General features: G+C 38.6%; 12 protein-coding genes. 2 read left to right on the top strand and 10 right to left on the bottom strand.

The genetic code is table 11. From position 1 onward, the window contains the following. The 4 genes from L4D78_RS25370 to nrdD form a co-directional block, all read right to left on the bottom strand. Nucleotides 1-264 (bottom strand): DUF2960 domain-containing protein, encoded by a 264-nt coding sequence (locus L4D78_RS25370; protein WP_428458992.1) that lies wholly within the window; start codon nucleotides 262-264, stop codon nucleotides 1-3. Nucleotides 265-297: 33 nt separating this feature from the next. Then, nucleotides 298-2,283 carry an EAL domain-containing protein gene (locus tag L4D78_RS25365; RefSeq protein ID WP_428469508.1) on the bottom strand — a complete coding sequence of 662 codons (1,986 nt, stop codon included), beginning with the start codon at nucleotides 2,281-2,283 and terminating at the stop codon, nucleotides 298-300. A gap of 492 nt (nucleotides 2,284-2,775) precedes the next feature. Continuing rightward, nucleotides 2,776-3,240 (bottom strand): anaerobic ribonucleoside-triphosphate reductase-activating protein, encoded by a 465-nt coding sequence (gene nrdG, locus L4D78_RS25360; RefSeq protein ID WP_428469507.1) that lies wholly within the window; start codon nucleotides 3,238-3,240, stop codon nucleotides 2,776-2,778. 113 nt (nucleotides 3,241-3,353) lie between these two features. Then, nucleotides 3,354-5,480, bottom strand: a complete 2,127-nt coding sequence (gene nrdD / locus L4D78_RS25355) for an anaerobic ribonucleoside-triphosphate reductase (RefSeq protein WP_428469506.1) — start codon at nucleotides 5,478-5,480, stop codon at nucleotides 3,354-3,356. 412 nt (nucleotides 5,481-5,892) lie between these two features. On the opposite strand from nrdD, the gene L4D78_RS25350 reads away from it, so the two are divergent. Beyond that, nucleotides 5,893-7,332 (top strand): MltF family protein, encoded by a 1,440-nt coding sequence (locus L4D78_RS25350; RefSeq protein WP_428469505.1) that lies wholly within the window; start codon nucleotides 5,893-5,895, stop codon nucleotides 7,330-7,332. Nucleotides 7,333-7,530: 198 nt separating this feature from the next. Next, nucleotides 7,531-7,659: a hypothetical protein gene (locus tag L4D78_RS25345; RefSeq protein ID WP_428469504.1), complete on the top strand. Its 129-nt coding sequence runs from the start codon at nucleotides 7,531-7,533 to the stop codon at nucleotides 7,657-7,659. A gap of 172 nt (nucleotides 7,660-7,831) precedes the next feature. Here L4D78_RS25345 and L4D78_RS25340 read toward each other — a convergent pair whose 3' ends face one another. The 6 genes from L4D78_RS25340 to L4D78_RS25315 form a co-directional block, all read right to left on the bottom strand. Beyond that, the gene (locus L4D78_RS25340; protein WP_428469503.1) at nucleotides 7,832-9,175 is read right to left on the bottom strand and encodes a sigma-54-dependent transcriptional regulator; all 1,344 of its coding nucleotides are present in this window, start codon (nucleotides 9,173-9,175) and stop codon (nucleotides 7,832-7,834) included. Nucleotides 9,176-9,473: 298 nt separating this feature from the next. Beyond that, nucleotides 9,474-9,986: a hypothetical protein gene (locus tag L4D78_RS25335; RefSeq protein WP_428469502.1), complete on the bottom strand. Its 513-nt coding sequence runs from the start codon at nucleotides 9,984-9,986 to the stop codon at nucleotides 9,474-9,476. Nucleotides 9,987-9,994: 8 nt separating this feature from the next. Further along, nucleotides 9,995-10,669 carry a C39 family peptidase gene (locus tag L4D78_RS25330; protein ID WP_428469501.1) on the bottom strand — a complete coding sequence of 225 codons (675 nt, stop codon included), beginning with the start codon at nucleotides 10,667-10,669 and terminating at the stop codon, nucleotides 9,995-9,997. Between the two features lie 119 nt (nucleotides 10,670-10,788). Then, nucleotides 10,789-11,379 (bottom strand): hypothetical protein, encoded by a 591-nt coding sequence (locus L4D78_RS25325; protein ID WP_428469500.1) that lies wholly within the window; start codon nucleotides 11,377-11,379, stop codon nucleotides 10,789-10,791. Nucleotides 11,380-11,562: 183 nt separating this feature from the next. Further along, nucleotides 11,563-11,898 carry a carbon storage regulator gene (locus L4D78_RS25320; RefSeq protein ID WP_428469499.1) on the bottom strand — a complete coding sequence of 112 codons (336 nt, stop codon included), beginning with the start codon at nucleotides 11,896-11,898 and terminating at the stop codon, nucleotides 11,563-11,565. 41 nt (nucleotides 11,899-11,939) lie between these two features. Further along, nucleotides 11,940-12,536, bottom strand: coding sequence for a hypothetical protein (locus L4D78_RS25315; RefSeq protein ID WP_428469498.1), 597 nt, complete (start codon nucleotides 12,534-12,536; stop codon nucleotides 11,940-11,942). Nucleotides 12,537-12,691 lie beyond the last annotated feature (155 nt).

The raw sequence follows: 12,691 nt of genomic DNA, 5'->3' as shown, positions 1-12,691 counted from the left end.
TTATTTGTGGCCAACACCGCGATTTTCTTTTTTCGCTAAGGTGATTTTACCAAACCCTAATTTACGGAAGTGGCTATCTCGGAAATCACGTACCGCTTTACTACCAGACGATACGGCTTCAACTTGCTGTTCCATTTGAAAGTACTGCGTTAAATCAATACCTTCTGCTGCTGCAACCGCCTCATGGATAGAGCGGTGTTGAGAATAGGAAAACGTCAGTGTTTTCTCTTGCATTTTATATGTATAAATAATGGTGCGTGACATAACGCCTCCTACAGCAAAAATAAGGAAGGGAATTTACCCTAGTTCGCCTTCAGATGAAACCCTCTTTTCTGAAGATGAAAGTACCCCACCCGCTTCAAGCTCTGCTAATGGCATCGGTTTATAGTAATAATACCCTTGCACATAGCGGACACCTATTTCAGCAATGAAAGCTAAATCTTTTTGGGTTTCGATACCCTCTACCACTATTTTAGCTTTCGCAATTCGACCTAGCTGTACAACAACACCAAATAGACTCTTTCCTCGCTCTGTATCAAGGTTCAGCACTAACGAACGATCTATCTTAATTTTATCAAAATCAAATCGAGATAAATAAGCCAAAGATGAATAACCAGTCCCAAAGTCATCTAATGCTACAGATATACCGAGGGTCTGAAGCTGCGTAATGATCTTTGCTGTCTTTACTTCATCTTTAATTAGCAATTCTTCAGTAATTTCAATTTCAATCTGATGAAACTCTAATGCACTTTGAGCGATCGTCTGCCTCAATGATTTAACGAATCCATTGGTCAATACCGTTTCTGGTGACACATTCACAGAGAGACAGAAGCCGGGGCTTCCCGCATAGGGCTCAGATTCTTTTACGGCATTTTCAAGCACCCAGAAATCAAGTTCTGGCATTAAACCAAGTTGAGAAAATGAGGGTAAAAAATAGGGCGGCTTGATCTTCCCACCTTTTGTGCGATATCGAATCAGCACTTCTAGTCCAGTGACGTCTTGCGTTTTAATATCGATCTGAGGTTGATAGTGCAACAAAAAAGTACCATTAGATTGCAATGATTCCACTTCTTTTTGTGCATCAAGGTTGCTTTGTAATGACGGTATAAAACTTGTGAGTCGAGATCGTGTTGCTATCTCGTCGTCATTAAAAAAACGATTATTGAATATGGATGATAAATCTAGCCCACTAGAGCGTCTATCCATAAGCTTAAAAAAAGGATAGTAAGCCGCAATTCCTAACAAGATAAGTGCGATTTGAAACAGTGGGGTCACAATTCCTCCCCCTGTTGCTAAATAGCCACTGATCACCGGAGGCACAATCCAGCTTTGGACAACACTCAACGGCGGTATAATACCTATATATATAGCACCATAGGCCAATACGAAGCTCAGCATGGGAACAAGCAAGAAAGGGACAATCATAATGGGGTTAAAAATAATCGGTACACCATATAGTACAGGCTCATTAATATTAAAAATACTTAAAATGAGAACAGTCTTAGCAAGAATACGATAGCTTTTATTTTTTGAAAATAACAGTATGCACAGCACTAAGCTTAATGTGTTCCCGCTCCCTCCCATCCCTGTAAAGAAATCATAAAAATTGGTACTGATAATATTTAAATCCGTACCAAAGTTATTCCAATCAGCCATATTTGAAATCGTGATATCGTAAAGTTCAGTCTTGAACATATGTAAAACATTATGTCCATTTATACCAATACTCCATAATAAACCACGGATAAATTCATAGAGCAGACCATCATAAAATGACGTTGGATCAAGTTCAGGCAGATAAATAAACTGAATAAAATATCGACTAAATATTAATTCGATAAGAAAGAAAAAAGAAAGCACACCGCCTAATGCAAGTATACAAATCATAATCATCTTTGCAGAATTATCGACTGCATTGGAATAGTCTGAAAAAGAGAAACATCTGAGTTTCTGTATTTTATCAATCAAAATACAAGTCACGTAGGCCGATAGCAATGAAATAGCAAAGTTATTCGGTAAGGGAATAACGGGTGAGATTAACCCCCACTGCTGAGATGCGATAAAAAAGACCGCCAGTGAACAAGATATTGATGCCGCTTTAGGTAAGCGTCGTATAGAAGAGACGTATGTAGCAAGATATATATTAAGCAAAATAGGGAAAATATGACCTGTCATCTGGCCGACATAGCCAACGGTTAAGCTAATACTTGTGTGCCCGCTTTCTTCAGCAAGAAATGCAATTAAATTACAGAATGTTGCGATCAATGACACAGGCAATGCCATAATGAAAACATTACTGACTGCGATTAAATAAGAATTTGAAGAAAGCCTCGATAAAAAACTTGCCAAAATACGCAGCCCAAACTTTAAAATGTATATGAATAATATCTTTACGCCTAAAAGGAAGTATCCTGCCTTTTTTAGCATCATAACAAATTAAATTACATTTTTGTATTTAAACATCACCTCTTAACTAACCCACATAATATTTAATTTTCAATGTTTAAGCATCAAATAGAAAACATAATTCAATAATTAGGTTATAATTAATTATCACGATCAATATCATTGAACAAGCGAATAAAATAGGCTTATTCAATAAATCTAGACTATTTAACTACTATCCTAATTAATAGCAACAATATTGAATGGTAGCCACAGCCTAAGACCGTGAGTATTCATACACCTGCTTTTCCCAGAGTTATACACAGAAACAGTGGATAACTCACCCTTTAGTGCGTGTTTTTCACACAAAAGCAACACTTTGCGATCAAATCATTTTAGGTAGTGAATAACTTGATTACTACTTCCCTTCCAAACAAGTGAAGGATCATGTAATTCCTTTTCGAACTTCCCATCAACAAGCACATCTACTAAATCTATGATGGCACGTTGCTCTGGCGATAGTTCTTCCAAGCGATAGCCTGACCATAACCAAATGTCTTTGCCTTGGCACTCTTGTCGTACACGCTTAACCAAGTGAAGCACGCTTGATATATTTGCTGGATGAAGTGGATCACCACCAGATAACGATAAGCCACGGCGCTTAATTCGGCTATCATTTAAATCTGCAATTATTGCATCTTCCACCGCTTGAGTATAAGCATGGCCAGCATCTGTTCGCCATGTGCTTTGATTATAACAACCACGGCATTGGTGCTCACAGCCTGAAACGAATAGCGTACAGCGCGTTCCTGGGCCATTGACGACATCAACCGAGTAATAATTGTGATAGTTCATAACGTTACCAAAAGAAAAAGTGCCCAAAAAGGCACTTTAAGAATAAATGTAGAGAGAGCCCTCTTCGCTATACAACGCTTTAAGTATAGCGAGAGTTGATCGTTAATCTGCTGTTACATGTGTTTTACGCGGCGAATGACTTCTTCCTGCTTACCACTGTTAAACGGGCGTGAATCCGGAGAGCCTAGGTAGCCACATACACGACGTGTTACAGATACTTTTTTAGGGTCATGGTTACCACATTTAGGGCAAGTAAAGCCTTTACTTGTACAATCAAACTCACCGGTAAAACCACATTCGTAACACTCATCAATCGGTGTATTTGTGCCGTAATAAGGAACACGAGAATATGAGTAGTCCCATACATTCTCAAGCGCTTCAATATTACGCTGCATGTTTGGGTATTCACCGTAACAAATGAAACCACCGCTGGCTAACTCTGGGTACGGCATTTCAAAGTCGATTTTATCGTACGGGTTAACGCTCTTTTCCACATCTAAGTGGAAGCTGTTGGTGTAGTAACCTTTTTCAGTGACATGATCAATAACACCAAACTCTTTCGTATCCAGCGAGCAAAAGCGAGTGCAAAGGTTCTCAGATGGCGTGCTATAAAGGCTATAACCCCATCCAGACTCTTCCTTCCAGCTATCAACTGCATCTTTTAGGCGCTTAACAATCGCTATACCTTTTTGACGCAATACTTCGCTGTCATAAATGTGCTCACCGCCTTCAGCATAAAGCGCATTGATCGTTTCGTGAATACCGATATACCCCATGGAAATCGATGCACGACCATTTTTGAATATATCGAGTACTTCATCATCCGGTTTTAAACGTACACCTAGCGCACCTTCTGTGTACAGAATCGGTGCTACACGTGCCTTAACGCCACGTAAACGGTCAATACGAGTATCTAGAGCCTGCTTAACTAGCGCCGTACGTTCATCAAGGATCTGGAAGAACTTATCTTCATCACCATTGGCTTCAATCGCAATCCGCGGCAAGTTCAAACTTACGACACCAAGGTTATTACGACCTTCATGAACTTCTTTACCATTTTCATCAGTCCACTTACCAAGGAAGCTACGACAGCCCATTGGGGCTTTGAATGAACCTGTCACTTCCACAACTTTATCGTAATTGAGGATATCCGGGTACATACGTTTAGACGCACATTCTAGCGCCAATTGCTTTATATCGTAGTTTGGGTCTGAAGGCTTATGATTAACACCATCGCGGATGGCAAATAATAATTTAGGGAAAACAGCTGTTTTCTTATTCTTACCCAGCCCTTTAATTCTATTTTCGAAAATAGACTTTTGAATTAACTTAGATTCCCATGAGGTGCCTAAACCAAGACCGATACTAAGGAATGGAGTCTGCCCGTTAGAACTGAAAAGTGTATTGATCTCATATTCAAGAGACTGAAAGGCGTCATACACTTCTTTTTCAGTCAATTTATTAGCATATGCTTCTGGGTTTGGCACTTCCCATTCTTGAGCTGTCGCAAGATGCTTTCGGTGACTAGCAGTAACATAAGGGGCTAGAACTTCATCTAGGCGATTCAAAGTGGTGCCACCATATGTATGGCTCGCGACCTGTGCAACAATCTGTGCAGTTACAGCCGTTGCTGTTTGAATGGACTTCGGCGTATCGATTTCTGCATTGCCCATACGGAAACCATTCGTTAGCATGTTTTCCAAGTCAACAATCATACAGTTGAACATAGGAAAGAATGGCGAATAGTCCAGGTCATGATAGTGAATCTGACCACTTTCGTGAGCGTGGACAATCTCACGAGGTAGCATGTGATTCTTTGCGTAATGCTTACTAACGATACCAGCCAGCAAGTCACGCTGGGTCGGGATAACCTTACTATCTTTATTGGCATTCTCGTTTAGCAAAGAAGCATTGCTTTGCTCAACAAGGCCCGTAATTTCAGCACTTAAAGTACTTGCCTTCTCACGCACGATATCACGATCATGACGATACTCAATATACGCACGTGCAACCTCTTTGTGTGGCCCATTCATTAGATGATTTTCAACAGCATCCTGAATCGCATGGATATCCACCTGAGTTTGGTTTTCAAACTGAGAAAGTACTTTCTCAGCAACAGACTCAGCATACACTGCATCCATTGATTCCAATGACTCGGCAGCACTGAGAACCGCTTCTTTAATACGCTTGGTATTAAACGGTACTTGGCATCCATCACGCTTGATCACAACAGGGTTCACACAAAGCTCCTAAAAAATGACGCTGTCACTAAACCACTAAATATAGGGCTTAGTAATGGGGCTGGTACAAGATGTGGTGTATTAAGCGAGAATTCAGGAAAGGAAACATTGATCTAAATCAGTATTTCACCAAGAGAGTACAGGTTACAACCGATGTTTTCGGCTAACTCTCAAAAATGAAAAAATCACGTGAAACGTACCGTTTTTGTCAACTATTTTATTGCTCACGAATCTAAGAAAACACAAAAAAATTACTTGATTTTATTCTCTTAATCCGAAAAAGAACGAACCTATTGACAGGACTAAAAATGAACTAAAATACCTATGCTGGCTTTAATGCTATTACCTATACATTCGCGTGCAAACGGTATCTCCTATACTCAATAACATTGCAACAATATTGAGTCTTACTATGCGTCTAGTTAGCTTGGCTACCTTTATTATTGGTCTGGGACTGTCATCACTATGCTCTGCCTTCGAGATAACACCCATCCCCAAGGAAAAGTACACTGGTGATTTACCTGTGCTATCTGAAAAGAAAGTTATTCGTGTATTAGTCGCCGCTGATCTCGGGTTTTACTACCTTGATCGGGGTCAGCCCAAAGGCATGATTTCAGAGATGCTGTTGTTGTTTGAAAAGCACGTCCTATTGAAAACACAAAAACGCCATCGCTTACAAATTATTCCAGTACATCGTGATCAGCTTCTCCCTGCACTTGTTGCTGGTGTTGGTGATATAGCTGCAGCAAACCTGACAATAACAAAACGTCGTCTTAAGGTCGTCGACTTCAGTACGCCGATCATTAAAGACATTCAAGAGCTCTTTATCACCCACTCGACCCAGCCCCCCATTACGACACTCAGCGACCTCTCCGAAAAAAGTGTTTGGGTTAGAGCCAGTTCCAGCTACTACCAAAGCATCAGGAAAATTAACAAAAGATTGACCCAGAAAGATCTTGAGCCAATGTATGTCCACTTTCTAGAAGAAACGCTTCAAGACTATGAATTACTGCAAATGATTCAGGATGGGCTGATCCCAATGACAGTACTAGACTCACATAAAGCAGAATTTTGGGACTTAGTTACTGATGACCTACAAATAAACTATGAATACCCAATTAGGAAAAATGCAGGTGTAGGATGGAGTTATCGAAAAGACAGCCCAGAACTTGGCGAACTAATAAACAGCTTCATTCAAGATAATCGTCGCGGAACTCTGAATGGCAATGTCATTTTTAACCGTTACCTCAACAGTAAAACCTGGTTTAAAAAAGTCGTTAGTCCTAATAACATTGAAAAATTCAAGCAGCTTGAAGACCGCTTTATCCGTTATGCCAATATGTATGGTATTAATTGGTTAATCATTGCTGCACAAGCATATCAAGAATCTCAGTTTGACCAGTCAAAGCGCTCACATGCAGGTGCTGTTGGTATAATGCAAGTACTTCCCCAAACCGCACGAGAACCCTATATCAACATTCGTAACATTCAGAATATCGATAACAATATCCACGCTGGGGTGAAATATATGGACTTCATACGTGAACGTTACATCAACGACGATGAAACAGATGATCTAAACAAACTCTATTTTGCATTAGCAAGCTACAATGCTGGCCCAAACCGGATTCGCCGTTTGCGTAAAGTCGCAGAAGAGCGAGGCTTCGATCCCACTCAATGGTTTAATAACGTTGAGATCATTGTGCGTGAACAAGTAGGCCTTGAACCCATAACCTATGTGGGTAACATCAATCGTTACTTTACTATCTATAAACAAATTTTTTCTCTACAAAATGCGGCGGGACAACGTATGGCCTCGAGTAAAAATTTGCGCTATATGATCAGCCGATAATTGCTCAGCGCATAATCGAACATTAATCCACCAGCTATTGCTAAATGGTGAGAGCATGCTCTCACTTTCATCATATAGTCATTTAACTTCACTATGCTACCTTCTACAACTGACATTTAGATATGCGCTTAGGAGCGTAGGCTCTGTTAATACAATCACGTTTCAGGCCTACTTCCATAAGGAAAAGGAATAAGTAGTATGGATACGTTAAAAAAAATCACCTTTGTTGCACCAACCGAAGAAGAACTCTTAGCCACTAATCCAGAGCAATTATTTTTGAGTGATGACGAAGATGAGCTGACCAATGATGTGATCACTAAATGGTAATACCAAACTAAGCCAGTGCCAGTTCGTTGATACTGATTAAAACGATGCTTACCATGTTAGAAGGTTAAAATGAAAACCGCTCGTTATCGCAATTTTGCCTTTCCCATAAATAACAAAAAAACCCTTAAAAGGGCTTTTTTGTTATTTAATGTACTTAAATGACACGCTGGTATTATTCTCTCACATAACCATTATTATAATGCCTTACATCAGGAACAATGTTGTGCTTATTTAGCAGTCGATACATTGTTGCTCTTGACACACCTAAGTCTTTAGCAGCTGAAGCTACCTGACCGCGATGAGTTTCTAATACCGCAACTAACACATCTTTTTCAGCTTCATCTTTTATGTTGCGAAGGCTTTGTTTAAGATTTGCTTTACTTGGCAAATCAAAATGTTCAGCCTTCACTTCGTTGCCTTCAGCTAGCAGTGCAGCACGCTTAACTTGGTTAATCAACTCTCTAACATTGCCCGGCCAACTATAGCGCAGTAACAGCTGCTTTGAGTCTTCTGAAAATGAAGATGCCATCGTACTATATTCACGAGCAAACTTAGTTAAGAACGTTTCTGCTAATAAGAAGATATCAGACCCTCGTTCGCGCAATGTAGGTACTTTTATGTGGAACACGTTTAAGCGATAGAACAATTCTTTACTAAATTCACCGTTTGCTACAGCGACTTCAAGGTCGGCACTTGAAGATGTAATAACTCGGACATCACAGCTTGGCTCTTCTTCTAAACTATCGTTTGCTGGTACTTGAAGGTAAGCGAGTAAATTGTCCTGTAATTCCCGCGATAGCTCCTCGACATTATCAAGCATTAACGTACCATTAAATAATGCACCATCTTCATTGCGGTAACTGCCATTTAATAACGCCATTTTTTCATCGTCACGCGTTAGCGAAGCGCAATTAACCGAAATAAAAGCCGTATTCTTACGCTTCGATAAGTTATGAATAGATTTGGCAATAAGCTCTTTCCCAGTACCATTTTCACCCGTCAGGAAAACATTTACTTCGGTCATAGCTACACGGCGAACCATATCACGAAGCTGCTTAATTGATTTAGACTCACCAAATAAGCCCATATCATGTTGCGAAGTAATTTCTACCCATGAGCTTGATTCAATCTCAAGCATGCCTAATTGATGGCCAATGGTATCTAATAAATGGCTACCTGGAATAGGTACTGTAAAATAATCAACGCAGAAATTATTAATAAACTGACAAATAGCATCAGTTTTTAATTGTTCTTTTTTGATAATAGCAATCCACTTAACTTGCTTTGTTTTGTTTGCCCTTAAAGAAATGCTATTTAAGCTAAAATCATTATTGCTTAAATCAACAACACATATACATGGACTGTATTCATCCAAGATTGAATCAGCCGTGCGGAGGTCGTAACAGCAATGTGTTTTCCAACCCGATTGTTCTAATAGCGCAATCCAAGGTTCATAACTGCATCCAATTGCAACTAAACGACCATTAATTGATTTATTTTGACATTGAGCCACCATCGAAGTCACCTTCTAGCAATGTAAATCTTATTATTGTGTAATAAAAATATAGGCAATAACCAGATAGTTTGCACCGTTTCATAAGTAAGAAAATTCACATAATAATAATACTTTTGCATCGCAAATATACAATAACTAAATATATCAATAGGTTGGAGTAGTGTAATTAAGAGAGGATATATTGAACTTTTTATTGTCAACTTTTAACACTAGCAAAGAAAAGGGGTATTGTTAATAACAATACCCCTTCTCAGGACAAAAAAATACTAATTAAGATAATTTCATATATGCGATTAGGTTAATAACCATTGTAAAGTATCGAATTCTCTAAACGACCCCTGAATATCGTTTGTTGGTTATAACTATTCACATCTGCTTCTACATCGAGAATAGTTTGGGTATTAATGTGTGTACCATCAAGAGAGTTCTGAACAGCAACGCCAAAGGCATCATCACTGATATTGCCCTTAACGCTATTGTTACCACCGACTGATATCACTTTTAAGGGGTCATTAGTCGCATAGGTTTGGCTACCATCTCGACTCATTAATATACCATTATTAATCGTAAAGTCTGCGATATGGGTAGAAAGGACCGTTTCACCATTAATCGCCGTATTAATAGACAAGCCGATATTAATAATATTATTATCGTTAATAGAAACAAATCCCCCTCGTAAAGAGGACATTTCACTTTCAGTTAAAGACGTCAGTCCAACATCTTCAATCGATAAATAAGTAATGGATGCATGAGCAATAACTGCTGTACTTCCTATCGCAGATGCGATGAATAGTCGAGTTAACCTTTTCATACTAGCCTCTAATAGTCATTAGCACCGGGTAATGTAATACTAAATGTTGCAAGTGAATCTCTCGCAACAGACTCTGATACCGGTGATGGTGCATATACATTATAATTATCTGCTGTTATAAAGCTTTCACGGCCAAGCTTAGCTTTACTTTTTACAAGTAACACTGCACCTTTATAATAATTTTCAAAATCTTTTATTGGCATAATCATGGTTCCCCGCGATGGATCACCAAGAATAATATTACTGGAATTCATCCCTTTAATGACAACAAAGTGCATATACCCATCAAAGTTCACTATAGTAATTGCAGGTATTCTCAACTTTTTAAATTTATCGAGTGGAATATTATAACCATTCGCATCAAGCCCTAATGATACTAAATAGTTTTTCATGTCTAACATTGAGAAGCCTTGTTGCTCGATTTTTTCCTTGTCACCATTTTTGAACATATATTCAAAAATGGTTTCTTCTTTCGCTTCCATTTTATAGTGAAACTGTAAAAGTGACGCGACAGCGGCTGAACCACAACTAAAATCATATTGCTGACGATATACATCACCAAACATCTGTTCTTGATAACTTTTAACTTCAACGTTATACCCGCCTCTACTCGGGAAGTAATCTAACGCTGATACATTCAACGATGTTAACAGGCTGATGAGCATTATGGATAATTTCTTCATACTCTTCACCGCTCTTATACCAACCAATAATACGATTAATATTAACCAATATTGGCTGTCACAAATATTAGAATTGATAATTTTGAAACAAATAAAGGGCCTTTCGGCCCTTTTCGTTATTAATATGAGCCGCCACCAATAGGTGATACCGCTCCACCTGAGCCAACAAGCGCTGCATTTGTACTTGTTGTTTGTTGTACGAGTGAGTTATTACCCACGTTTTGACCCGCAATGTTGATACCAGAAGCAGACTGGAATGCACCACCCATTCTGTTTACATGGTCAACTTCAAGTGTTGATCCTTGTCCCTTCTTACAACACGCCCCACCATACGTAACAGCTGTGTCCATGACTGTACCGTATAATGTTGATTCTGCAAGATATGTATTGATCTCTTTATCAATATCAACATCTTTTGAAGCATCCCATTGCGAATTATCTACATCTTTTACTTCATAGGTATTACCTACGTTTTTCATCACAAGCAAGTCATCATCTGTATTACCAGAATAGTCTATGGTTTTTTTATAACTATTACTTACTTCAATATCAATTTTGGCATCTTTATTACCACTGCCATCAATAGTGTAGCTATCATCATAGCTATCGCCATATCCATAGCCGTAGTCATAATCGTAGCCATAATCATTTGCTAGCGCCATTGGTGATGCGATTATTGCTGCTAACAGCATAATTTTTGTTTTACGCATGATAATACTCCAAATATTTTGTAATTTTATTTACACATCCATTTGATTATGGTGCTTATTATTATGTGCATAACAACAAGCACCATATAACCAGAAGCATATTTGTTACGCCCTGCGAAACCAACCCAATATATGTTTATTGTTATTGGTTGCTAGATATTACTAGCTTAGATAGACTAACAATTACTTCAATGTCAGGTTTACCACGGTTGCATTTTGTATCAACACATTATTACCGGTGTTTTGCACTATATTAAATACGCCAGATGAGTTACTTAAAGCTCCACCATCAATGATGTTATTACCTGTTGTATTATTATAAGCACTATTACCTGCAACATCGCCAAGCATCTCTGAACTTGCGTGAATATTGTCAATTTTCAACTCATACTCACCACCTCGAGTATCAGTCATGACATCCTCATTTAATAAGTCAGAATTTGCTAGAATATCCAACTCATCAGCGGCAAAGCAATTAAGCGAAATCGACATTGCAGCTATCAGTGTTAAATATTTCATGACATCCTCCTGAGAGCTGTTCGACAACTCTCAGTTATGTGTTAATTACCTGCTAACGTCGCGTTTGTGCTAGCTGTTTGTTGGAGCAAAGAGTTATTACCCGCATTTTGGCCAGCTAAGTTGATACCAGATGCATTAGCAAAAGCGCCTGTCATATCATTGAGATGCGTTACAGTAACTGAAGATGGCGCAGATGGACCACCGTACCCTCTACCGTAATGACCACCACCGTCGCAACATGCACCACCATAGGTTACTTCACTGTATGTCACCATACCATCAAGATTTGACGTGGCCATATTATAATTGTCTTCAATTTTAATATCCCAATCTTGACTATAATCATGCGTACTATTATCAATGTACTCATGCTTATCTGTATTATTTACATCATACATTATCAATTTGTCATCATCAGAATTGTATGAATCTTTTACTGTGTATTCGCTGTCATACGTTTTTGTTAAGCTGGCGTCGAGATCTTTATTAAATGAGTCTGTGATAGTGTTTCCATTATCATAACTATCATAACCATTATCATAACCATTATCATAACCACCATATGGGTCATATGAATTTGCTAGCGCTAGAGGTGAAGCTACTACTGCTATTAATAGTGCGATATTTGTTTTACGCATGGTCATACTCCAAATATTTATTGAGCAGTTATTTCTTATAATCACTCGCACGTGTTTGCGAGATAACTTAACTATAGTGTTGGCAAGTTTTATGTCTGTATTATTTTTAATAAAATTCAATTCATTTAAATATTATTTTTTCACTTATATATCAG

The sequence above is a fragment of the Photobacterium minamisatsumaniensis genome, assembly GCF_050336695.1.
Classification (GTDB): domain Bacteria; phylum Pseudomonadota; class Gammaproteobacteria; order Enterobacterales; family Vibrionaceae; genus Photobacterium; species Photobacterium minamisatsumaniensis.
Note: the sequence above shows the minus strand (reverse complement) of the source record. Positions and strands in the feature narration are given on the sequence as shown.